Annotated in this window: 24 protein-coding genes; 17 read left to right on the top strand and 7 right to left on the bottom strand. The window is 27.8% G+C overall.

Translation table 11 applies throughout. From position 1 onward, the window contains the following. Positions 1-70 precede the first annotated feature (70 nt). Both ACRDDY_RS09920 and ACRDDY_RS09915 read right to left on the bottom strand, forming a co-directional pair. Positions 71-1,645, bottom strand: a complete 1,575-nt coding sequence (locus ACRDDY_RS09920) for a DEAD/DEAH box helicase (RefSeq protein WP_438564791.1) — start codon at positions 1,643-1,645, stop codon at positions 71-73. Between the two features lie 269 nt (positions 1,646-1,914). Further along, on the bottom strand, positions 1,915-3,819 hold the full coding sequence (locus tag ACRDDY_RS09915; protein WP_438564790.1) for an NAD(+) synthase: 1,905 nt from the start codon (positions 3,817-3,819) through the stop codon (positions 1,915-1,917). Positions 3,820-4,039: 220 nt separating this feature from the next. Here ACRDDY_RS09915 and ACRDDY_RS09910 point away from each other — a divergent pair, with 220 nt between their 5' ends. From ACRDDY_RS09910 to uidA, 11 genes are all read left to right on the top strand, one after another. Next, on the top strand, positions 4,040-4,462 hold the full coding sequence (locus ACRDDY_RS09910) for an NfeD family protein (protein WP_438564789.1): 423 nt from the start codon (positions 4,040-4,042) through the stop codon (positions 4,460-4,462). Between the two features lies 1 nt (position 4,463). Next, positions 4,464-5,405, top strand: a complete 942-nt coding sequence (locus tag ACRDDY_RS09905) for an SPFH domain-containing protein (RefSeq protein WP_438564788.1) — start codon at positions 4,464-4,466, stop codon at positions 5,403-5,405. Positions 5,406-5,529: 124 nt separating this feature from the next. Continuing rightward, complete coding sequence (locus tag ACRDDY_RS09900) at positions 5,530-5,703, top strand: hypothetical protein (protein WP_438564787.1); 174 nt, start codon at positions 5,530-5,532, stop codon at positions 5,701-5,703. Positions 5,704-5,898: 195 nt separating this feature from the next. Further along, a complete protein-coding gene (locus tag ACRDDY_RS09895; RefSeq protein ID WP_438564786.1) occupies positions 5,899-6,522 on the top strand; it encodes a DUF3793 family protein in 624 nt (207 codons plus the stop codon). Between the two features lie 310 nt (positions 6,523-6,832). Further along, a complete protein-coding gene (locus ACRDDY_RS09890; RefSeq protein WP_438564785.1) occupies positions 6,833-7,861 on the top strand; it encodes a phosphate/phosphite/phosphonate ABC transporter substrate-binding protein in 1,029 nt (342 codons plus the stop codon). An 85-nt stretch (positions 7,862-7,946) separates the two neighbouring features. Continuing rightward, complete coding sequence (gene phnC, locus ACRDDY_RS09885) at positions 7,947-8,711, top strand: phosphonate ABC transporter ATP-binding protein (RefSeq protein WP_438564784.1); 765 nt, start codon at positions 7,947-7,949, stop codon at positions 8,709-8,711. Between the two features lies 1 nt (position 8,712). After that, positions 8,713-9,537 (top strand): phosphonate ABC transporter, permease protein PhnE, encoded by an 825-nt coding sequence (phnE, locus tag ACRDDY_RS09880; protein WP_438564783.1) that lies wholly within the window; start codon positions 8,713-8,715, stop codon positions 9,535-9,537. After that, a complete protein-coding gene (gene phnE / locus ACRDDY_RS09875; protein WP_438564782.1) occupies positions 9,538-10,347 on the top strand; it encodes a phosphonate ABC transporter, permease protein PhnE in 810 nt (269 codons plus the stop codon). 267 nt (positions 10,348-10,614) lie between these two features. Further along, positions 10,615-11,292: a heme oxygenase (biliverdin-producing) gene (locus ACRDDY_RS09870; protein ID WP_438564781.1), complete on the top strand. Its 678-nt coding sequence runs from the start codon at positions 10,615-10,617 to the stop codon at positions 11,290-11,292. Between the two features lie 73 nt (positions 11,293-11,365). Beyond that, positions 11,366-11,605, top strand: coding sequence for a sugar-binding domain-containing protein (locus ACRDDY_RS09865; protein ID WP_438564780.1), 240 nt, complete (start codon positions 11,366-11,368; stop codon positions 11,603-11,605). Continuing rightward, the gene (gene uidA / locus ACRDDY_RS09860; protein WP_438564834.1) at positions 11,587-13,161 is read left to right on the top strand and encodes a beta-glucuronidase; all 1,575 of its coding nucleotides are present in this window, start codon (positions 11,587-11,589) and stop codon (positions 13,159-13,161) included. Before ACRDDY_RS09865 ends, uidA begins: the two co-directional genes overlap by 19 nt. A 111-nt stretch (positions 13,162-13,272) precedes the next feature. Here uidA and ACRDDY_RS09855 read toward each other — a convergent pair whose 3' ends face one another. Both ACRDDY_RS09855 and ACRDDY_RS09850 read right to left on the bottom strand, forming a co-directional pair. Continuing rightward, positions 13,273-13,674 (bottom strand): single-stranded DNA-binding protein, encoded by a 402-nt coding sequence (locus ACRDDY_RS09855; protein WP_438564779.1) that lies wholly within the window; start codon positions 13,672-13,674, stop codon positions 13,273-13,275. 63 nt (positions 13,675-13,737) lie between these two features. Further along, complete coding sequence (locus ACRDDY_RS09850) at positions 13,738-15,249, bottom strand: bifunctional metallophosphatase/5'-nucleotidase (RefSeq protein WP_438564778.1); 1,512 nt, start codon at positions 15,247-15,249, stop codon at positions 13,738-13,740. Between the two features lie 322 nt (positions 15,250-15,571). Here ACRDDY_RS09850 and ACRDDY_RS09845 point away from each other — a divergent pair, with 322 nt between their 5' ends. From ACRDDY_RS09845 to ACRDDY_RS09835, 3 genes are all read left to right on the top strand, one after another. After that, on the top strand, positions 15,572-16,936 hold the full coding sequence (locus tag ACRDDY_RS09845; RefSeq protein WP_438564777.1) for a peptide MFS transporter: 1,365 nt from the start codon (positions 15,572-15,574) through the stop codon (positions 16,934-16,936). Between the two features lie 156 nt (positions 16,937-17,092). After that, positions 17,093-18,100: an alpha/beta hydrolase fold domain-containing protein gene (locus ACRDDY_RS09840; protein WP_438564776.1), complete on the top strand. Its 1,008-nt coding sequence runs from the start codon at positions 17,093-17,095 to the stop codon at positions 18,098-18,100. Between the two features lie 43 nt (positions 18,101-18,143). Then, positions 18,144-19,586, top strand: coding sequence for a DUF2779 domain-containing protein (locus tag ACRDDY_RS09835; RefSeq protein ID WP_438564775.1), 1,443 nt, complete (start codon positions 18,144-18,146; stop codon positions 19,584-19,586). A gap of 16 nt (positions 19,587-19,602) precedes the next feature. Here ACRDDY_RS09835 and ACRDDY_RS09830 read toward each other — a convergent pair whose 3' ends face one another. From ACRDDY_RS09830 to ACRDDY_RS09820, 3 genes are read right to left on the bottom strand one after another with little or no spacing between them, the layout of a single operon-like run. Further along, complete coding sequence (locus ACRDDY_RS09830) at positions 19,603-20,112, bottom strand: hypothetical protein (protein WP_438564774.1); 510 nt, start codon at positions 20,110-20,112, stop codon at positions 19,603-19,605. Between the two features lie 23 nt (positions 20,113-20,135). Continuing rightward, positions 20,136-20,702, bottom strand: a complete 567-nt coding sequence (locus ACRDDY_RS09825; RefSeq protein WP_438564773.1) for a J domain-containing protein — start codon at positions 20,700-20,702, stop codon at positions 20,136-20,138. Continuing rightward, positions 20,689-21,606 (bottom strand): DUF5685 family protein, encoded by a 918-nt coding sequence (locus tag ACRDDY_RS09820; protein ID WP_438564772.1) that lies wholly within the window; start codon positions 21,604-21,606, stop codon positions 20,689-20,691. The genes ACRDDY_RS09825 and ACRDDY_RS09820 overlap by 14 nt, the downstream gene beginning before the upstream one ends. A 150-nt stretch (positions 21,607-21,756) precedes the next feature. On the opposite strand from ACRDDY_RS09820, the gene ACRDDY_RS09815 reads away from it, so the two are divergent. The 3 genes from ACRDDY_RS09815 to ACRDDY_RS09805 all read left to right on the top strand — a co-directional run. Beyond that, positions 21,757-22,047 carry an ATP cone domain-containing protein gene (locus ACRDDY_RS09815; RefSeq protein WP_438564771.1) on the top strand — a complete coding sequence of 97 codons (291 nt, stop codon included), beginning with the start codon at positions 21,757-21,759 and terminating at the stop codon, positions 22,045-22,047. Positions 22,048-22,593: 546 nt separating this feature from the next. Continuing rightward, positions 22,594-22,713 (top strand): iron hydrogenase small subunit, encoded by a 120-nt coding sequence (locus ACRDDY_RS09810; RefSeq protein WP_438564770.1) that lies wholly within the window; start codon positions 22,594-22,596, stop codon positions 22,711-22,713. 234 nt (positions 22,714-22,947) lie between these two features. Then, positions 22,948-25,080 (top strand): SH3 domain-containing protein (locus ACRDDY_RS09805; RefSeq protein WP_438564769.1); only part of this gene is annotated, 2,133 nt, incomplete at its 3' end.

The following is a 25,080-nucleotide window of genomic DNA, read 5'->3' as shown; positions in this document are numbered from 1 at the left end:
GGAAAAAATTTCTAGCTTTATTTGTATACAAAAAAGGTTACTAAACTTCTATTTAGTAACCTTAAAATAATTATCTCTTTTTAGTTGCAACTTCGATATTAACTCTTCTACCGTTTAACTTAACACCAGAGCATTTTTCCATTACTTTATCTTTTACATCATTTTCAACTGAAACAAATGTAAAGTTGTCTAATATGTCGATATTATTTATTTTGCTTCCTTTAATCTTAGCTCTATTTGCAATAAAGTTAATTAAAGATTTTTTATTTAAGTTATCTCTCTTACCGATAGAGAAGAATAATCTAACTTCATGACCACCTTCAGCAGAGTTTAGAGAATCAGATTTATATTCAAATGACATTTCTTTGTCAAATTCCATTTTTAATAATGCAGCAATAGCATCCATAGGCTCAAAGTTTTCTAATATATTCATAGCTAATGGAAGATATTTCTTGTAAGCTTTATTTTTTAAAGTTTCTTCAATTTGGAAGTACTTACTATTAAGCTTTTGTTCAAGAATTTCGTTAACTGTAGGAAGTGTTCCTTTAACGATATCAGCTTTAGTTACTCTTTTAATATCTCTAAGCATTGAGTTTTCTCTTGGAGTAATGAATGAGTAAGCAGTACCTTCTCTGTTAGCTCTTCCAGTTCTTCCGATTCTGTGAACATATGATTCAACATCTTGAGTTAAATCATAGTTAATAACGTGAGTTACACCCTCAACATCAATTCCTCTAGCAGCAACATCGGTTGCAACTAAGAAGTTTAAAGAACCTTCTTTAAATCTCTTAAGTGTTTTAGTTCTGTGCATTTGAGTCATATCTCCATGCATACCTTCAACAACATAGTTTTTAGCTTGCATGTTTTGAACTAATTCATCAACACCTTTTTTAGTTTTACAGAATATAATTGCAAATTCAGGAGCATCGAAATCTAAAACTCTACATAAAGCTTCAAATTTATTTCTGTGATCTACAAAGAATGCAACTTGTTTTATTTTAGAAACTGTCATAGCAACCTTTTTAATTTCAACGTGCTTAGAATCAGGTTTCATATATCTGTTTGCAAGTTTCTTAATTTGAGGAGGCATAGTAGCAGAGAATAAAAGTGTTTGTCTTTCCTCAGGTAACTCCTTTATAACACTTTCAATATCATCTATGAATCCCATGTTTAACATTTCATCAGCTTCATCTAAAACTAAGAATTGAACTTTATCTAAATGAAGTCTTTTTCTTTTTATAAGGTCTAACACTCTACCAGGAGTTCCAACAACTATATCAACGTGTCCGCTTAAAGCTTTTATTTGTTTTTGAATAGAATCTCCACCATAGACAGGTAGAACGTTAACTTTTTCATATTTAGTAAGTTTTTTTAGTTCTTCATAAACTTGAATAGCAAGCTCTCTAGTTGGAGTAAGGATGATTGAAGCAATCCCATTAGTTTTCTCAAAGTTGTTTAATATAGAAAGACCGAAAGCAGCAGTTTTTCCAGTTCCTGTTTGTGCTTGCCCTATAAGGTCAAACCCCTCAGAAGCTAAAGGAATAGTTTGTGCTTGTATTTGTGATGGGCTTTCATAGCCTAAATCATTAATAGCTTGCATTAATGATTGCTTAAGGTTTAAATTTTCAAATTTTAAATTTTCCATTTACATTTCCCTTCGTTTGTATGTATTTTATATAAAAAATATTAATATCTTTTTTGTCTCAACTTACTAAGTATATCTTATTGAAGTATAGATTGTAAAGGAAGCAATTTAAATAAAAAATATTAATAGACTTAAAACCCTTTAAAATAGGTGCATTGACAGAGGATTTAAAAATTATTCCATATGAAAATAAATAAGGAATATTGACGAAAAAGATGGTAAAATGCCAAAAAAGTATGGAACTATCGAAAATAGTTCCATTAATAATTTTACTTAAATGAATTTACAGAAGCATCTGACGGCATTCTTAAATCACCTCTAGGGCTTAAAGAAATTGAACCAACTTTTGGTCCATCAGGAAGAGCACTTCTTTTAAATTGTTGACTAAAGAATCTCCACATAAATTTATCAAGCCATTTTGAAATTTCTTCTTCATTATAATTATCTTTAAATGCATGTTTTGCTAAGAAGAAGATTCTCTCTTTAGAAGAACCGTTTTTCATAAAGTGATATAAGAAGAAGTCATGTAGTTCATAAGGTCCTACTATATCTTCTGTTTTTTGAACTATATTTCCATTGTTATCTGATGGTAGTAATTCAGGACTAACAGGAGTATCAAGTATGTCTAAAAGAGTAGCCTTTACTTTTTCAGTAGATTCATTTTCAGCTACATATTGTACTAAATATCTTACAAGAGTTTTAGGAATAGATGGATTAACAGAGTACATTGACATATGGTCTCCATTATAGGTACACCATCCTAAAGCAAGTTCTGATAAATCACCTGTTCCAATTAAAAGACCACCTTCTTTATTTGCTAAATCCATAAGGATTTGTGTTCTTTCTCTTGCTTGAACATTTTCATAAGTTACATCATGAATTTTTTTATTGTGACCAATATCTTTAAAATGTTGAAGAGCTGCATCTACAATATTTATTTCACGTAAATCACAGTTTAATTCTCTGCATAAATCTAAGGCATTATTATAAGTTCTATCAGTAGTACCAAAGCCAGGCATTGTTATGGCTATAATATCTTTACTATTATATCCTAAAAGCTTAAATGTTTTATAAATAACAAGTAAAGCTAAAGTTGAGTCAAGCCCACCTGAAATTCCAATTACAGCTTTTTTAAGTCCAGTATGTTCAAGTCTTTTAGCGAGAGCTGCAGACTGAATACTGAAAATTTCCATACATCTTTCAGAACGCTCTAAAAGGTTTGAAGGAACAAAAGGATGTTTATCTATAAATTTATCAAAATTATTAATAGTAGTGTTATTAAATTTAAACTTAATAATAGTAGGTTTAATATTTAAATTTTTACTTTCATCTCTAAAACTTAGATTTTTTAGTCTTTCAGAATTAAGTTTGAATAAATCTATAATACTATAAATAACTTCATTTTCACGATTGAATCTATTATTTTTCTTTAATATAGAGCCGTTTTCAGATATTAATAAATGTCCACTAAATAAAAGATCAGTTGTAGATTCATGAACTCCAGCAGATGAATAAATATAAGAAGCCATACATCTAGCACTTTGGTTTTGGATAAGACTTTGTCTATAATCTTTCTTTGAAACTAACTCATTAGATGCAGAAAGATTTCCTATTATATTAGCACCCATTAAAGAAAGATATGAACTTGGTGGAATTGTTACCCAAAGGTCTTCACAAATTTCAAATCCAAATTTAGCATTCCCAGCATCAAAGATTAAGTTTGTTCCAAAAGGAATATTTTCTTGGAAAGAAAAATCAATAAGTCTATTTGTTATATTTAAACCTTCAGTAAACCATCTTTTTTCATAAAACTCATTATAATTTGGAATATATGATTTTGGAATAATTCCAAGAATCTTTCCTTTAAAAAGAATAAAGGCACAATTATAAAGGATATTATTATCTAAAAGGGGTGCACCTAAAGCTATTAAAATATCTAGGTTCTTAGTTTTATTTAATAAAGTCTCAATTCCTTCAATACTTTTAGATAAAAGTGCATTATTTAAAAATAAGTCAGCACAAGTATAAGATGTTAATGAAAGCTCGGGGAAAACTATTAGTTTAGAATTATTTGTAACAGCTTCATTAATACAGCTTAAAATATTAGTAAGATTATAGTTTATATCTGAAACCCTTGTTTTAGGGCAAGCAGAACTAACTTTTAAAAAATCCATTATATCAACTCCTAAATAAATATATAATTTATTATTTTCATATTATATATAAATAATAGAATGAAAATATTAGAAAATCAATGAAAAGAAGAGGAAAGGAGAGGAAAAACATCTAAAAGGTAATAAATAACATTTAATGGAGTAATTTGGAAATTGTAAAAGGTTAAGAAAAGATATATTATAAAGTAAAGAAATGGAAAAAAGAAAGGAGGAGTAAAAAATGGTCTTTTGGATAGCAGTTGTTATAGGTGGTGTATTAATAGATTTACTAACAAGTCAATTTTTATTTTGCGCATTTTCTATTGGTTCAATAGGAGCTTTAATAGGAAAGGCTTTAGGAATTGGAACCTTAGGGCAAATAATAATATTTTGCGTTATAAGTATTCTATTAATAGTATTCTTATATCCAGTAGTAAAGAAAAAATTAAAAGAGAGTACGAAACGAGTAAAAACTATGGAAGAAGAATATATAGGAAAAACTTATAAAGCGGAAGAAACTATTGAAGAAACAGGACTTGTAAAAATTAGCGGGGTGTATTGGACTGGTATAAACAAGGGAGAGAAAATCTTAAAAGGTGATGAGTTTAAAGTTATAGGAATTGAAGGAAGTAAATTAAAAATAGAAAAAAAGAGGAGAGATTAAAATGTTAGTATACATTATTCCAATAGTTATATTAGTTATTATTTTAATAGCACTTTTATCATCAATAAAGATAGTTAATACAGGATATCTTTATGTAGTAGAAAGATTTGGACAGTTTCATAGAGTATTAGAACCAGGATGGCATTTCACAATTCCATTTGCAGACTTTGTAAGAAAGAAAGTATCAACAAAGCAACAAATATTAGATGTAGATCCACAAACAGTTATAACTAAAGATAATGTTAAAATTTCAGTTGATAATGTTATTTTTTATAAGTTAATAAATGCAAGAGATGCAGTATATAACATAGAAAATTTTAAAGCGGGTATTATATATTCTGCTACAACAAACATTAGAAATTTAATTGGTAATATGAGTCTAGATGAAGTTTTATCAGGCAGAGATAAAATAAATCAAGAACTTTTAATGATAATTGATGAAATTACAGATGCATATGGTATAAAAATACTTTCAGTAGAAATTAAAAATATAGTGCCTCCAGCTGAAATTCAAAATGCTATGGAAAAACAAATGAAAGCAGAAAGAGATAAGAGAGCTATGATTTTACAAGCAGAAGGTCAAAGACAATCTCAAATTGAAAAAGCAGAAGGAGAAAAACAATCAAGAATTTTAGAAGCAGAAGCACAAAAAGAGGCTCAGATAAGAAGAGCAGAAGGGCTTAAAGAATCACAACTTCTAGAAGCAGAAGGTAAAGCTAAAGCAATAGAGGCTATTGCCGTAGCAGAAGCGGAAGCAATTAAAAAAGTAAATGGAGCTATTATTGAATCAGGAACTGATGAAAGAGTAATAGCACTTAAACAAGTTGAAGCATTAAAAGAAATGGCAACAGGTCCTGCAAATAAACTTATACTACCAACAGAAAGTCTTTCATCATTAGGTAGCATAGCAGCAATTGCAGATATTTTAAAAGAGAATAAGTAAAAATGGAACCTCTATATTGTAAAAAATATAGAGGTTTTTATTAAATTTATATGAATAAAAAGAATAAAGCTTGAAAAAAGAAAATTTTAGTCATAAAATAAGTAAAGAGTGGAGGAGCTAGTACATGAGAAGAACAATAATTATAGTAGTAATAATAGTTTTCATAATTCTTGCTGGAATAAGCTATTATTTTTCAAAAGAGACAAAAGTTGAAGTGATAAAGCAAACTAATGTGGTTAATTCAAAACAAACTATAGAAGCAGTAACAAAAGAGATAAACTTAGAAAGCAATAGTTAAAATACATATTTATAAGAGTTATATAAGAGGAGCCTGAGCTTTTATATAACTCTTATTTAAATTAAGAACAAAGATATAGAAACTAGTATGAAATTAAATACTAGTTTTAATTTTGCAAAAATAATATTGACAATCATTATCAATTATAATATCATTAGTTTAATGAAAATAAATATCAATTGGAGATGAGTGAAAATGAGTGAAAAAATTTTAGACTTTTATGTAGACTTAAAAAATATGAATACGAGAGAGACTTTAGAAAAATATTTATTATTTACTTTAGCTCCAGTGATATCAGGAGATAAACCTTCATCAACAATAACTTTAAAGGTTGAAAAAGAAGAATATTCTATTTGGTTAGATATTAAGGAAGAATTTTTAGAGGCATCAAATTTAAAAGAAGTATCATTAAGAGAGAATGAAAAAGCAATAATTATTCTTATATATAATGAGGAGAATCTTTTAAATTGTTTAAATGAAAATAGAAGCAAAAAATTTATGGAAAATTTAGGTTATAATCTAAATTTAAGATTAGAAAATAATTTAATAAGATTAATAGAAAGGTATGAAGAGTATCATTGTCCACATGAACTTGGAATTTTTTTAGGGATACCACTAGATGATGTACAAGATTTTATGGAATGTACTAATAAGAAATGTTTACTATGTGGATATTGGAAAGTATTTAATGATTATGAAAAATCAAAAAGTGTATTTGATAGATATGACAATTCAAAAATAATAATGATAGATATAATAAATGATGAGATAAATTTAAAGAAACGAATTTTAGAATTTAATAAAAGAATTTGTGCGTAAGAAAGACTAGAAATAGTCTTTTTTTTATTTCAATTTCATTTAAAAAATAATTTTTATAATAAAAAAGAAGAAAATACATTTTAAGTGGAAAGTAATAACATAAAACTGTAAAAAAACATTTAAAGATATATACTTTAAAAACAAAATGTGAATAAAATTTAAATTTTATTAAAAAACAACTTAAAAAAGACTTAATTTTATCAATTTAGAAAAAATATTAATAAAATGTTCAAAATTATGTAGAATTATGATATACTCAAAATAACTTAAGGGAAAGAAGTTATAAGTTTATTTTTAGGGAGGAATAATAATGAAATTTAAAAAAATTGTTTCATTAGTGGGAGCGGCAGTTTTAGGAGCTTCAATATTTGTAGGGTGTGGGGCGTCAGACTCTAAAGGACCAGAGGAGTTAGTAGTACAATTTGTACCATCGAGAGACACAAAGGAAATTGAAAAGGCAACTGAACCACTTCAAATAATGTTAACAGAAAAATTAAAAGAAAAAGGTTTTGAGTTTAAAGAAGTTTCAGTAAATGTAGGAACAAACTTTGAAACTGTTGCAGAAGCATTAGGTGCTGGAACAGCTCATGTAGGATTTATTCCAGGAAGCACATATGTACTTCATGACACAGGAGCAGAGGCTTTATTAACAGCAACAAGGGATTCATTAAATCATGATTCAGATAATGCAAAAGATTGGAATACAGATCCAACAGTTGGATTAAATGATAATAAAGCAGATAGTTATAGAAGTCTAATTATTGCGGGACCTTCGGAAAAAGGACAAGCGCTAGCTAAAAAAATAAATAATGGAGAAAAATTAACAGTTGAAGATATAAAAACTGTTAAATGGGCAGTACCAAGTAGCACAACTTCTCCAGCAGGATATGTTTATCCATCATTATGGCTTAAAGACAACTATGGAATAAATGGTCTTGGAGAAATAAGTGATAGCTTAATTCAAACTCCTTCATATGCAGATGCAGTAGCAAAACTTGCAGCAGGACAAGCTGATATTATGACTGGGTATGCTGATGTAAGAAGAGATTATGAAGAAAACTGGAAAACATCACATGGTAAAAAAGATATATGGACAGAAACAGCAGTAGTTGGTGTAACTAAGCCAATATACAATGATATGATAGCAGTTACAAGAGATGACGAGGTTAGTCCGGAGTTAAAAAATGCAATTAAAGAATCTTTCTTAGAAATTGCACAAACACCTGAAGGTAAAGAAGTAATAGCAATTTACAGTCATTCAGGATATACAGAAGCAAAAGATGAAAATTATAATAGTGAGCGTGAAGCACAAAAATTACTAAAAGAATTAAATAAATAAAATTAATTAGTAAAAGAAATAACTTTAGGCTCATGTAAATTTAAAAAGCATGAGCCTATATTTTTTATAATTGGAGGGAATAATTTTGATTAAATTTGAAAATGTAAGTAAGGTATATCCTAATGGATATAAAGCATTAAATAATATAAATTTAGAAATAAAGCAGGGTGAATTCGTAGCAATAATAGGTCTTTCAGGAGCTGGTAAAAGTACTCTTTTAAGAACAATAAATAGAATGCATGATATTACAGAAGGTACTCTTACTGTAAATAATCAAAATGTAAACTCTTTAAAAGGAAGAGAACTTAGAAGTTTTAGAAGAAATATAGGAATGGTGTTCCAATCATTTAACTTAATTAATAGGACTACAGTTATAAAAAATGTATTAACTTCAAGAGTACCAGATCTACCAATTTATAGATCATTACTAGGATTATACTCTGAAAACGATAAAGTTACAGCTTTAGAAGCATTAGATAAAGTGGGAATATTAGATAAAGCATATGTAAGAGCTGACCAACTTTCAGGTGGGCAACAGCAAAGGGTAGCATTAGCTAGAACACTTGCACAAAAGCCAGAAATTATATTAGCAGATGAGCCTGTTGCAGCACTAGATCCAGTAACAGCAAAAGAAGTTATGGATGACTTTAAAAGAATAAATACTGAAATGGAAATATCAATTTTAATAAATATTCATCATGTAGATTTAGCACTTAAATATGCAGATAGAGTTATTGGAATAAAAGCAGGAGAAATCATTTATGATGGATCTTCAGATAAAGTAACGGGAGATATTTTAAAAGAAATATATGGACGTGAAGTAACACAAGATGAAATGATGGGGGAATAGTATGTTAGGATTTTTAAAGAATATTTTTAAGCCAAAAGAAATTTCTCTTTCAAATGGTAAAGAAGTTAAACCACCAAAATCAAAAGCACCATATGTAATTATAGGATTAGTAATTCTTGTACTAATATCTATGAAAATAACAGATTTCTCATTTGAAACGTTAATAAAAAGAGGTGATAAATTTTTTGGAATGTTAGGGGATATGATTCCACCTGATACAGGATATATAGCATCAATCTGGACGCAACTTCTAGATACAATAAAAATGTCAATACTTGGATCAATCTTTGGATGTATAATTGCAATACCATTTGCAATATTATCATCATCAAATATCAATACTAATAAATTTACATTGAATGTAGTAAGATTTTTCTCAAGTATAATAAGAACAATACCAACACTTATTATAGCAATTATAGCAACATTTATATTTGATGTAGGAACATTTGCAGGAACAGTTGCAATAACAATTTTCACATTTGGAATTGTTGCAAAAATGCTTTATGAAAAGATAGAGACGGTAGATATGGGACCTTTTGAAGCTATGGAAGCTGTAGGGGCAACAAAACTACAAGCCTTTATAGGGGCAGTATTACCTCAAATATTACCAACGTATTTATCTACATGTCTTTATAGTTTTGAGATAAATATACGTTATGCAGCAATACTTGGATATGTAGGAGCAGGTGGGATTGGAATAATCCTAAATGAAAAAATAGGATGGAGAGAGTATCCTAGAGTAGGAATGATTCTTATAATGCTATTTATAACAGTTATCTCAATTGAGTATCTAAGTAAATTCATAAGAGAGAGGTTATCGTAAATGACAGAAAGAATAAGAGAACGACTTTTAGCGGAGCCAAAGGTATGGGTAAAGAGAAGTATTAATATAGCAATAGTACTTTTAATAATAGCTTGGGCGAGTACAAGTGTTGAGTTTAAAGGAATACAACAAAATGGATTTGGAATAGTTGAAGGGATAATAAAAGGGTTATTTACACCAGATACAGAATTCCTATTTAACTTTACAAAAACAGGGGTTTTATATTTAATATTTGAAACAGCGTGTATAGCCTTCTTAGGAACGATAATAGGAGCTATAATCTCAGTGCCATTTGCATTTATCTGTGCAAGTAATATTGTGCCAAAATGGATAAGTGTAATTGGAACATTTATAGTAGCAGCTATTAGAACATTCCCAGCATTTGTATATGGGTTAATGTTTATAAGAGTATCAGGTCCAGGGCCATTTACAGGAGTATTAACTCTTTCAGTAGCATCTATAGGAATGATAACAAAGCTTTATATAGAATCAATAGAAGATTTAGATACAAGAATATTAGAATCATTAGATGCAGCAGGGTGTTCGACTTTCCAAAAAATAAGATATGGAATATTACCACAATTATTTACAAACTTCGTATCTACAGCGATTTATAGATATGAGATAAATGTAAAAGATGCAACTATCTTAGGAATGGTAGGAGCAGGGGGAATAGGAGCACCACTTATATTTGCAATGCAGTCATATGATTGGAGCAAAGCTGGATCAATCCTTATTGTGTTAGTAATATTTGTATTAATAGTAGAGTTTTATTCAAGTAAGCTTAGAACAAAGCTTGCAAGAGGATAAAAATAAAAAGCCTAAAAATAAACTTAATATAAAGTGGGAAGCTTAAGAAATTAGGCTTTCTTTTTTTATTAATAAAAGATATCTAAGTAGTAAATAAATTCAAAAAAAGTAGTTTAAGTAAAGAAAAGTATGCTAAATGGATTAACTTGGTTAATTATTTATTAAATAAACTTCATAAACTTGATTAAAATAGTCGGAATTGATATAATATAAATGTAAAAAGAAACAAAAGAAAATTAAAGAATTATTTTAAGGATGGTGATATATATGAGAAATTTCTCAGAAGAATTAAGAGCAAGAACTAAAAATATTCATACTGCTACAGAAACAACAGGATTTAATAAAAGATTAGTTGATGGTATGGCAACTAAAGAGAGTTATGCTGAATATTTATATAATTTATTACCAGCATACGAGCAAATAGAAAAAGGTTTAGATGCATTAGAGGGAGATTCAAGATTCGCACCTTTAGTAACAAAAGAACTTTATAAATCAGAATTAATGAAAAAGGATATAGAGTTTATATTAGGAGACTCATTTAAAAATATAGAATTATCAGAATCATCTAAAGCATATGTAAGAAGATTAGAAGAAATTCGTAAAAATAATCCATTAGGTATTATTGCACACGCATATACTAGATTTTTAGCAGATCTTTTCGGTGGAAGAATATTTGCAGATTTAATGAAAAATCATTATAAAATTGGTGATGGTGGATTAAATTACTATAAAATGGACGGAATTGGTGATATAATGCCATACGTTGGAGGATATCATAAAAAACTTGGTGAATTAAGATTAAACGATGAAGAAATAGAATTATTTATAAATGAAGTAAGTAACTCATATGTATATAATATAGGAATTTCTACAGAAGTTGACGCTAAGTTATTTCCACAAGAATCAAAAGGACAAGGACATCCAGGTGGACATCCACATCATTAATAAAAAAGAGATATAGCCTAAGCTATGTCTCTTTTTTATTTGAAAAAAATTAAAATGCTAGGATCTGTTTTGTATGTTATATCCAATAATGAGTGAAACAAGAAGTATTATGGAGTTAAATGGAGTTTGGAGATTTAAATTAGATGAGGGGAAGGGATTTAAGGAAGATTGGTATAAAACTAAGTTAGAAAATACAATTGAAATGGCAGTACCGTCATCATACAATGACTTAATAGAATTAAAAGAGATAAGAAATCATATAGGATGGGTGTGGTATGAACGAGAGTTTTCAAAATTCATAGAAGTCTGTTAGATGAGAGAATTATATTAAGATTTGGATCAGTTACACATGAGGCTAGAGTATATATAAATGGAAATTTAGTAATGGAGCATAGGGGAGGATTTACACCATTTGAAGGAGAACTTAATAAGTTTTTAAAAAATGGAGAAAATAGAGTTACAGTAGCAGTAAATAATATAGTTGATGAATCAACACTTCCAGTTGGGCTAGTTAAAAAAAATAAAGATGGAGAGGTAATAAAAAATACAGTGAATTTTGATTTCTTCAACTATTCGGGAATCCATAGACCAGTAAAGATTTATACAACTCCAAAAGAATATATAAAAGATATTATAATTTCGACAGATTTTAAAGAAATGACGGGAATAGTTAAATATAAAATAGAAACTAATAGTAAGAATAAAATTAATGTACAAGTTATTGATGAGAACGAAAAGATAGTTGTTAAAAGAGGTGGCAATGAAGGAATTCTAGAAATTAAGAATGTTAAGTTATGGGAACCTATGCATGCATATCTTTATAAATTGAAAGTAGAATTAATCGAAGAAGGAGAACTTATAGATAAGTATGTAGAGGAATTTGGAGTAAGAACAGTAAAAATATTAGATGGGAAATTTTTAATAAATAATAAGCCTTTTTATTTTAAGGGATTTGGAAAGCATGAAGACTCATATATAAATGGTCGTGGAATTAATGAAGCCATAAATATAAAAGATTTTAATCTTATGAAATGGATTGGTGCAAATTCTTTTAGAACATCACATTATCCATATTCAGAAGAATTGATGAGACTTGCAGATAGAGAAGGAATAGTGATAATAGATGAGGTTCCGGCAGTTGGATTGCATTTGAATTTTATGGCTATTAATTTTGGAGGAAATGAGCCAAAAAGAAATACATGGAAAGAAATAAAAACATATGAGGTACATGAAAAAGTTATAGAAGAATTGATTGATAGAGATAAGAATCATCCATCAGTAGTAATGTGGTCAATAGCAAATGAACCTGATTCAGACTCAGAAGGTGCAAAAGAGTATTTTGAGCCATTAATTAAATTGGCTAAAAAGCTAGATTGTCAAAAAAGACCTGTAACTATTGTAACTTATTTAATGGCAACTCCAGATAGATGTAAGGTAGCAGAATTAGTAGATATTCTATGCTTAAATAGATATTATGGATGGTATATATCTGGAGGAGATTTAGAAAATGCTAAAATGTTATTAAAAGAGGAATTAGAAGGATGGGAGAAAAGATGTCCTAATAAACCAATTATGTTTACAGAATATGGGGCAGATACAATTGTAGGAATGCATGGAACATTGCCTACCATGTTTACTGAGGAATATCAAATAGAGTACTATAAAGCAAATCATGAAGTGATTGATAAATTCAAAAACTTTATAGGGGAGCAGGTTTGGAATTTTGCAGATTTTGAGACAGGGGAAGGAATTATAAGAGTTGGTGGTAATAAAAAAGGCATATTTACAAGAGATAGAAAGCCAAAGATGATTACACGAGAGCTAAAGAAAAGATGGAATGAAATACCTGATTTTGGGTATAAAGAATAAATTAAAAATAAAAGGAATTACGAATTTTTCGTAATTCCTTTATTTATATAAATGGCTGAATGGATAGGTTATAAGGGGATATAACTATGGGGGGTCAGCCAAATATATCTTTTAAAATGGAAGACTTTCATTAGAAACTAGTTCTAATAATTCATTAGTTTCAGTGTCTACCGTGTTTAATGATTTTTCATCATTAGTTCTTTTTTTACTTGAATTAATAAATTCAAAATTATCTGCGAGAACATTTGTTGTATAGATGTTAGTTTCTTTTTCTTCGCTAAAATAAGCTTTTCTTTCAAGCTTTCCAAAAATAGCGATATGGGCACCTTTTTTAGCATAAGTTGCTAATATTTCAGCCTTTTTATTAAAAAGGACAAAAGGTATAAAGTTAGTTGAGTCTTTTTTAAATTCATTTACTGCAAGCATACCTCTCACATATGGTGTGCCTTTATCTTTAGAAAATCTAAGTTCTAAATCCTTTGTTAAATTACCTGTTAATATTACTTGATTCAAAAAAATCAACTCCTTAATGTGTTCTCATTAAGGAGTATTGACAGTAATTAGGAAAATATACAATTAATATTTAATTTTTATCCATTTTTTTTCATTTACTTTAATATTTTTATTTTCTATAAAATAATTAATAAGAAGTTCTGTCATTTCAATTTGGATTTCTTTTAAAACAGGACATTCTTTTAAGAACTCATAACCACCAGTTCCACTAGCTCTGTAATTATTCATAACTAAGGAATATGTCATATCATCTTCTAAATCTTTACCATTATATTTAACAGAAGAAACTCTATTTAAACCTTCTTTACTTAAATCAAATGTATATTCTATATTATAAAAATAATCATAATTATAATGTTCAACTTTAGGTTTTAAGAAGCTATCAGAGATATTTACTTTATTATCATTTAAAGTAAAGTAAGTTGATGATTTATATAAAGCTTTTATTAAAATATCCTTACTTACTTCTAAAACTACTAGTGTGTTTGGATAAATATAAGTAGAAACAATATCACGGATAGTAACTTCTTTATTAAAGCCTTTAACTGAATTAGCAAATGAAGTACAAGCAAGCTGTGCATCTGAATTATAAATTTGAACTTCATTTATAAAGTTTGCAAGTGGAGAACCATTAAGAGCCATTTCTAAATGGGACTCAGGATTTAATGGTTTATCTAAAAAGCCAACAGGAGTATCAAGCCATTTTTGAACATGATGTTCAAAGGAAGATAAGTAACTAATATCAAATTTATTTTTAGAAAGTTTTGGTTTTATAAGCTTTGATGAAATTGAGATATGATTATCTATAATATCTAAATCAACTAAAGCATATTTAAGACCATTATTTGGAGTTTGGACTATATGAGTACCAAAAAGAGTAGTATTAAATATTTCCATATGCTGATGTCCTGTTAAAAGAAGATCAAACTCTAATTTTTCACAAATTTTAAAAGCTAAATTTTCTTTTGTAGTACTTAAACATTTAAATGTATGAATATCTTTTTCAAAACCGCCATGATAGACACCAATTAAAATATCTACCTCATTTTTTATAAGGTCATGATATTTTTTTATAGAATTAAATGAATCTAAAACATTTATATTTTTTAAATTCTCTTTTTTCTCCCATACTGGAATAAACTCTGTTGTTAAACCAATAATACCAATTTTCAACCCATTTTCTAAGGTTTTAATTGAATAAGGTTCTATAGGAAGGGTATTTTTCTTATCTATAATGTTAGAACAAATGCAAGTTCCATTAAAATCTTCTAGATATTTTTTTAAATAATCATATCCATAATTAAAATCATGATTACCAAGAGTTATAAAATCATATTTTCCAAGGTTCATAATATTGCTTATAGGATGAGTATTAAAATTTTGATTAGATATATAAGTTGTGTATGGAGAACCTTGAATTGTATCTCCACCATCAATTATTAAAGTATTATCATTCTTATTAAATTCATTAATAATATTTAATAAACCTATTTCTTTTTTTTCAAAATCTCTATAATCTGTTGGAAAAATAAATCCATGAATATCTGAAGTAAAATAAATTTTTAAATTTTTCATAATAAACACCTCAATTAGAGTATAACAAAAAAAAAACATTTTGTTAATAAAATTTAAACGAAAATTGTAGAAAAAAGTCGAATTAAAGATAAGTATCATTAAAGAATGGCTTGAGCAAAAAGAAAACAAAGAATGAATATATGAATGAATTTGTTCATAAAATTTAAGTTGTATTAAAAATATCCAAAAAAAACTAGGTATAAATTTGAATAAATAGTGACTTTATGTTATAATTTTATTAAAGTATTAAACAAAAAAAGACAAAATTTTAAATTTATTAAATAAAATGAACGAAAATGGGGAAAATGTAGGAGGAGTACACATGGCAGAAACAACTGTTAGCAGAAAAGGAACAAAATTAAAACACCCACCAGGGCTATATCTTCTATTCTTTACAGAAATGTGGGAAAGATTTAGTTATTATGGAATGAGATCATTATTAATGTTATATTTAACAACTAGTTTTATACAAGGTGGTTTAGGATATACACTTGGTACTGCATCTATGATATATGGATTATACACAGGATTCACATATTTTACTCCAATTATAGGAGGATACCTAGCAGATAGATTCTTAGGACAAAAGCTTTCAATTGTCTTAGGTGGAGGAATAATGATTGCAGGTAACCTAGTATTATTTGGTGTTCCAGGTCATTTAGGATTATATATAGGACTAGCTCTATTAATAGTAGGAAATGGGTTCTTTAAACCAAACATTTCTACTGTAGTAGGTCAATTATATCCAGAAGGAGATAACAGAAAAGATTCAGCATTTACAATTTTCTACATGGGTATAAATATTGGTTCATTAATAGCACCAATAGCATGTGGATTACTTGCAGAAAATATTTTCGCAAATAAAATAAATGGACAAATAGTTCAATATGGATTTAAATATGGATTCTTAGCAGCAGCTATTGGGATGGTAATTGGACAAATTATATTTGTTGTATTAGCACCTAAGTATTTAGGTCATTTAGAAAGAAAAAGAGTAGCTAAAGAACAAAAAGTAATTGAGAAAAAACCTTTAACAAAAAGAGAAAAAAGAAGAACAATAGCAATATTTATATTAGCAGCATTTGTTGTATTCTTCTGGGCAGGATTTGAACAAGCAGGAAGCTCACTTACAATGTTTGCAAAAGATTTGACTAATAGAGATATATTTGGAATGACAGTACCAGTATCATGGCTTCAATCATTAAATCCAATATTTGTATTACTTCTTTCACCAATATTTGCAAAAATCTGGTTTATGCTTGCAAATAGAAAAAAAGGAGATATGAAGGTTCCAACAAAAATGGCACTTGGAATGATAGTGCTTGGAGTAGGATTTTTAGTAATGGTATTTGCAACTATGTCAATTGGAAGTGCTGAAAATCCATTAGTAAAAGCTAGTATGTGGTGGCTTGTAATAACATATTTCTTAAATACAGTAGGAGAATTATGTTTATCACCAATAGGATTATCAATGGTAACAAAGATAGCACCAGTAAAATTAGCTTCATTATTAATGGGAGTATGGCTTGCAAGTTCAGGAGTTGCAAACATATTAGGTGGATTTATAGCATCTAACTTAGAAGCCTTAGGAGCTAGAGAGATATTTGGAATGATATCTGGAGTTTGTATAGTACTTGGAATAGTATTATTAATATTTAGCAATAAAATTTCTAAGATGATGGAATAGAAATTAATTAAGAATGAAAAGTTAAGAGTTAGGAATTAGAGAGAGTTGTATGCAACTCTCTTTTTTTATAGGATTATTCATGGTATAGTGATTTAAAATGGAGAATTATGAGAAAAATTCTAAGAGAGAATTAATTTATAAGTGAGGGGTTATGGTATGAAGAAGTTTTTAAAAGTAATGACAATAGTGCTTTGTATAATAATAGCTTTAATTGGAGGAACTTTATACTATTTTAGAGGGCAAATAGGCTTTTATATAAATGTATATAAAGAGTATCCTATATTAAAAGATAAGATTCAGTCAGTGGCAGTTTCTAGTAATACTGATATGAATAAAATGATAGATGCTAAAGAGGTAGTTTATAAAAAAGACAAAGGAAAGGATGTAATCTTAGATATATATGAAGCTAGAAAAAAGCTTAAAAAGGGTACACCTGTAATATTATATGTTCATGGTGGAAGTTGGATATATGGAAATGCTAGTATACCAACCTTTATGGAACCTATATTAGATATATTCAGAAACGAGGGTTTTACAATAATTAGTGTCAATTATACAAAAGATACTAAAGAAATAGATTTTGAAACACAGGTTTCAGATGTAAAGGATGCTATAAGATGGGTAAATAAAAATGCAGAGAAATATGGATTTAATAAAAATGAAATAGGAATTATAGGTGCATCAGCAGGGGCACAACTATCATTGATGGCAGCTTATACAGATAATAATATGTTTAATAGTTATGAGCCATTAAAAAATTATTCGTCTAAAGTTAAGTGGGTAGTTGATTTGTTTGGACCAACGGATTTAAAAGGTTTAAATATGAATATAGCTAAAGGTGACTTGAAAAAAGCTATTGATAAGAGAGAACAAAACCTTAATGGTAGAAATAATATAAATGAATATATGGAAGAATATAGTCCTATAAATTATGTGAAAAAGGGAATGCCAAATACTCTTATTATTCATGGCGAAGAGGATAGGATGGTACCATTTAAAGATTCTGAAGAACTTTATAAAAAACTTGAAGAGAGTGGAAATAAGGCAAAACTTTTAAATATTCAAAATTGTGGGCATGATTTAAAAAATATAGATAAAGAGCAGATAATAGAAATATCTATAAAGTTTGTGAATTTTATAATTTTTAATACAGATTTAAGGTAGAAGAGAATATATTTATAGTGAGAAAAGAAAAGGAGGGAAAATTGTGAATGAGAGAGATTATATAAAAGGAAGAGCGTGCTTAGTAGATTTATATAACAGCAAAAAAACAGAGAATTATGAAAGCTTTGATGCAGATGAATATGAAAGGATAAATAATATAAAAGGTTTAGTTTTAAAAAATTTTAAAAACTTAGAGGTTATAGATGAGGTTTTAGAGATAGATAGAAGAACAGAACTTACAAAGAAATTATTAAATAAAGGATATAGTATAGGACGTGGAGCTTTAAAATACAATGATTTAGAAGCACAAATAGATATAATAGAAAATACTGCATATGGCATAAATGTATATGTAATTGATCCATCTACAAAAGTAAGTGAAAAAAGTAAAAGAAAGTGCGAGTTTATTCAATATATATGTGAAAAACTTCATATACAGATAGAACGGATGATAGTAATTCATATCGATAATACTTATATAAGAGAAGAAGATTTAAACCTTAATTTACTATTTAAAGGAGAAGTTATAAAAGTTAATTGTGGAATAAGTGTTGAAAATTATATAAAAGAAATAAATAAGATAGTTAAAGAGGAAGTTAAGCCAAATGAAGTTTTAAAGAAAAAATGTTTAGAGAATCAAAAGTGTAATAGTTTTTTTGTATGTTTTCCAAACCTTAAAGATACAGAGATTTTTAAAATAGATGGCAGAAGTATAAGTCATGAGAAAAAGATAGCGTACTATAATGAGGGAATTGAAACATTTAAAGAGATTAGAAATAATCTTAATCCTAAAAATAAGTTTAAAATTATGTTAGATGCAGCAATTGAGGAGAAATCCTATATTGATAAGAAGGAAATAAAAAAGTTTTTATCTAAGGTAGAGAAGTTTCCATTATATTTTTTAGACTTTGAAACCTATCAAGAAGCTATTCCAAAGTATAGTGGAAGAAGGGCATATATGCAAATACCATTTCAATACTCGCTTCATATATTAGAGAGAAATGGGACTCTTACACATAAGGAGTATTTAGGTCAAGAAAATGAAGATACTACAAGACCATTTTCAGAAAATTTAATTAAAGATATTAAAAATGATGGAGGTGCTATTGTAGTTTATAATGCTTCTTTTGAGAAAACAATTATAAAAAATATGGCTGAAATGTATAGTGATTTAAGATATAATCTTGAAGAAATAAATAAGAGAATTGTAGATTTAATGACACCTTTTAAGGCAAAGCATTTATATAAAAAAGAAATGGAATTTAGTCATTCTATAAAAAAAGTTCTGCCAAGTTTATGTGGAGATGAATTTTCATATGATAAGTTAAATATAAAAAATGGAGAAATGGCAATGAATGCTTTTCCAAGTTTATGTAGAAAAACGGAAGAGGAAAGGCTGAAAATAAGAAGAGATTTATTAGAGTATTGTAGGATGGATACTTTAGCAATGGTTAAAATATATGAAGAATTAAAAAGACTAAAATAGGGAGTAAATATACTCTCTATTTTAGTCTTTTATGAATTTTTTGCATATAAAAAGCAATTAATAGTGTTAAACCATAGTCATAAATAAAAAATACAAATTCTCCTACAATTAAAAAAACATACATGGGAAATTTAGTATTTATAGGACCTAAAATAGTAATGTAAATAAAATAATAGACAATCATAGAAATATTAAAAAATATAAATTTTATTAATATTTCTGTAGGCTTATGATGTCTCTTCTTTTCAGCTAAATATTTAATAATACCATATAGACCAAAAAAAATTGTATACATAAGAGATATTCCTATATTAATTAATAAAAGAGATAGAATAGATGAACCTATATATACAGTCCATGCAGTTTTTATATTACATTTAATTAAAGCTACAGGGACAAATAATGAGGATATAGTAAGTAATACTAATGTATTTATTTGTATAAGTTGTGCGAAGTAAAGTACTACTAAAGTTAATGCAATAAGAATTCCACCAGTAGTAATATATGAAGCTTTACTTTTTCTCATAAATACCCACCTTCCTTATATTATTAGCAACCACCACAACATTCACAAACAGAACTAAGACACCAAAGATTCATACAACAACTACATACATCCATTCCATTTGCCGCATTAGTATTGTAAGGATTTGAGTAACCTCTATTACGTTGCATTAAATTATTAAGTGCTTGCCTATATTCAAAATTATTTGGGTCCATTTGAACAGCTTGGTTTAAGTAGTTAAATGCAGAATCAGCACGACCAAGTGAAAAATATGTAATACCCATTAGGTAATTCCATTCAGCATTATGATTTTGAATTGAACTAAGCTTATCTAAAGCTAAATTGAAATTTCTATTTTGAATAAGCATTCTAATTTCAGCAAACTCATTCATATTAGTATTATTATTTGAATAAGAACTATTAGTAGAAGCATGTTTCATTATAGTATCATAAGCTTCATTTATTTCTCTTAATTTTTCATTTGCAAGTTCTTTAAGTGGTGTATCCTTAAATTGATCAGGATGATATTTTTTAACTAAAGCTCTATAAGCTTTTTTAATTTCCTCTTGTGAAGCGCCTTCTTTAACGCCTAAAATCTCATATGGATTCATTATTAAATTCACTACCTTTCATTGAACAAGATTTATCTTTATTTATAATTTTTGTGTACCTATCCATCATACCTAATTCTATGATATTTTTTATTATATCATTATTACGTTTTAATGGAAGTTTATAAAAGTAATCTCTACATGTACATGCACTACTTAAAATATTAAATTCTAATCTTTCTTTTATATTAGATAAAAGAGTATCATAATCTAAATTTTCCTTATTATATAGAAAATTAATTGGGTTGAATTTATTTTTTTCCATATCCTCTTTTAAATCATCAAGAGCATCGATTAAATAAATCCATTTTCCAAGAGAGTATCCAAAATAATAAAGATCTTCACGTAAATCAAATGAATCATTTCTAAGAGAATTTGGATACATCATTAAAATATTTCCAACTATTTCAGCAAAAGGATGACATATATCATCTATAGAACTGAAATTTTTAGAAGATTCAAGCTGAGATAATTCTTTTAAAGATTTTTCAATTTTTTCATTGATTACATTTATTTTAGATGAAAATTTTTTTTGATAAGGACTTAAAAAGAGAAGACTTGCTTTGCTTTTTAAGGTTTTATCATCAGCTACATCATCTAACATTTTATAATAAAATAAAGATACATTCATATTAGCTGCATAATCAACAGCAGAATTACTTATAATAACAGGCTTTTGTTTAACTGGATGAACAAAACATCTTAGAAGTTTAGCCTGTTCTTTTTCATCTATTAAGCCATCTAAAAAAAGAGCCAAAAATGTCATATCATAGTTAAGTATCATTCTAGGTAAATTACCAAATTGTTTTTTTATAGAATGACAGAGACCACAATAATATCCATTGAATTGATTAAATTCTCTTATTTTAAGTTCTGGCTTTAATGGAGTAACATATCCAAACAATAAAAACACTCCTTTAAATTAAGTATAAAAGTATTATACAATAAAAAAATCTTAATAAATAGGGAAATGTACAAAATTTAACTTGTATAAGGTGAACCAAGGAAATAAAACATCATAATATATAATATATGAATAAATGTGGTGATGAAGATGGATGTAAAAGTATTAAAGAGAGATTTTACAATAGAGAAGTTAGAAAGATATAAAATTGAAACAAGTATAAGAAATACAGGCATTGACATAGGGCTTTGGTTAAGTGCTAAAGAGATAAAAATAATAACTGATGCAGTATTTAAAAAAATAAAAGAAATATCAATGAAGAAAAGTAATGATGATGAATATATTGTAAGTATATTTGAAATAAGAGGAATAGTAATAGATGCATTAATTAAACTTAGATATATTAATGTAGCTGAAGCATATATTAATTCATTATTTTAAAAATTAGGAAGATAAGATATAATGAGGATGAGAGTTTAATTAAAGAGGGGAGAAAAAGGGGTTTGAATTTATTAATTGGATTAAGTGGATGCATTATGCTTATATTTTTAATAGTTTGTTTTATAGGGCTATTAGGAAATGATAAAGATAAAAGAAATATAGGTTATAGAAAGTAAAGTATTGCTACAAAATATTTAAGTATTTTGTAGCTTTTTTTATAAAAATAGAGATGAGATTATAGCAAATTTTATAAAAAGACATATTATATAGTAGTGATATGTATAGGAGTGACTCAAGATGATGAAGAGGAAAGGAATTTTAGCAATTGGTTCTGTCGGAATAGTTTTAATAGGGGTAATTGGAGTTGTTTTATATACTATAGCAAAAGAAAGGATAGAAGTGAGAGAAGTTTAATATAAAGCCCTAAAACTTAATTAAGTTTTAGGGCTTTTGTTTTCATAATATATAAAGTTGGGTAAATATAGAATTAGGAGGAAATACTTTTGGGGAAAGTTAAAATAAATAGTATTGATATAGTATTTGAGGATGAAAAAAAGAAAATCTCATGAGAATGAAGCAATAATAAAAATGTATGAAATATATATAGGGGAACCATGTGTAGGGAGAGTTCATGAACTATTTCATACTACATATAGAAAAAGATAGATTAAAAATTTAAATAAATTGGTCATTTAAAAATAAAAATAAAGTATTAAAGATGTTTATAAAATATAGTAAAAAATTAAATAAAAGTGAATAAAAAATTACAAAATATTAAAATTAAAGAGTTAATGGTTAAAAAAAAGGAAAGTTAATACAAAGTTAAAATAACTTTCCGTGAATATTAATAAAAAAATAGTATCCTTATCTTAATATTGAAATATATAGGGAGAGACTATTATGAAAAACAATAAAATTTCTATGTTAATTGCAGCAAGCATGACAATGGCAACAGCATTAGTTGCGGCACCAGCAACAGCAAGTTTTGGAGCAACAGTGCACCATAAAGAAATTAAACAAAAAAATAAGAATTCAAAAGAAACTGATAATAATTCGAAAGAAAATAATGAGAGTGAAGGAACTTTAAAAGGTGTAGAGCTTCAAAAAGTAAATATATTAACAGGAAAAGTAATTAAGACTACAAATGAAGAGAAGGCACAGGCATTAAATGTTGTATTTAATGGCTCAAATCATATGAGCTATTATAATGGAAAAAATTTAAGTCCTGATATGGAACAAACAAAATTTCATTCAAAGACACAAGAAAAGTTATATAAATATTTAATGAATCCAAATAATAGATGGGCAGCAGAAAACCAAGCAATTGGACTTCATAGTGGAGATATTTATAATGATTGTGTATTCTTTGTTTCATCAGCACTTAGAAATATAGGAGTTCCTATACCAAGTAATATTGGATATACTACAAATCTTATGAATGAACTACAAAGTTTAGGTTGGGAAAAAGAAACAAACTTAAGTACTTTAGAACCAGGTGATATTTGTTTTGCAGGAACAGCGCACACATATGTATTTATGGGATGGGCGAATAAGGCAGAAGGAATAGCATGGGTATGTGATAATCAATTCTCATGGTTTGGAACAAACTTTCATCCAAGAACACAAGAGAGTGTTCCAGACCAAGATGTAAGTCCAACAACATGTTATTATAGATTACCAAGTTCATATTCAGTAAAAGGAAATCCAAATAAAGTGGATATGCCTATAAATTATGATTATAAAGTTGGAACTGTAACTGTTCCAGAATTAAATGTAAGAAGTGGTGCAAGTTTAAATAGTAATGTTATAGGAACAGTAAATGAAGGGACTAGAGTTCAAATATTAGGACAAGCTGGTAGTTGGTATAAAATAAATTATAATGGACAAACAGCATATGTTTGGGCAAATTATATTAATGGAAGTGCACCAGCTATAAGTAAACCATATTCCATAACATATAAAGGAATAGGAACTGGAACTATAGATTTTAAAGGAAATAATCATACAGCACTTCAAAGTGGACCAACATGGAATTCAAACTTTGTTGGAGATTTAGAAAATGGAAGTTCAGTAACTATAACAGGAGAAAGTGGAAATTGGTATAGAATAAACTATAATAATGGATCAGCTTGGGTGTTGAAAAATAGAGTTCAAACTGAAATGAACGCTAAAGTTTTAGGAACAGGCGTAATAAACTTTGAAGGATATACACATACAGCAATACAAAGTGGGCCATCATGGAATACAAATTACCTAGGAGATTTAGAAAATGGAACAAAGGTAAATATAATAGGACAAAGTGGAGATTGGTATGAAGTTGAAAGTGGTAATACAGTTGCATGGGTATTAAAGTATAGAGTTAATACAATTTCAAATAGTAAAATTATTGGAACTGGTACAATTGACTTTAAGGGAGGACCACTTACAGAAATTATGAGTGGACCATCATGGAATACAAATTTTGCAGGAGAACTAACTAATGGAACAAAAATTTCTATTATTGGAGAACAAGGAAATTGGTATGAAATAGAAAATGGAAATAATCCAGCATGGGTATTAAAGGATAGGATAAAAACTAGTTTAAATAAAAAAATTGTAGTGCAAAAGAAACCTGAAATAAAGAAAGTAGGTGAAGCTAAAAAAATTATAGGAAACGGTGTAATAAACTTTGAAGGATATACACATACAGCAATACAAAGTGGACCAACATGGAGCTCTACGTATTTAGGAGATTTACAAAATGGAACAAAAGTAAATATAATAGGGCAAAGTGGAGATTGGTATGAAGTTGAAAACGGAGCAGGAACAGCATGGGTATTAAAATATAGAGTTAATATAAATGCAGATGCAAAAGTTTTAGGAACAGGAATTGTAGATTTCGATGGAGGACCAGTTACAGATGTTATGAGTGGGCCAACATGGGATTCAAATTTTGTGACACAATTAAATAATGGAGCAAAAGTAACTGTAATTGGAGAAAAAGGAAATTGGTTTGAGATAGAAAATGGAAATGGAACAGCATGGATATTAAAA

This window comes from Clostridium sp., assembly GCF_051656525.1.
GTDB lineage: Bacteria > Bacillota > Clostridia > Clostridiales > Clostridiaceae > Clostridium.
This window is presented reverse-complemented; position numbering and strand designations above follow the sequence as displayed.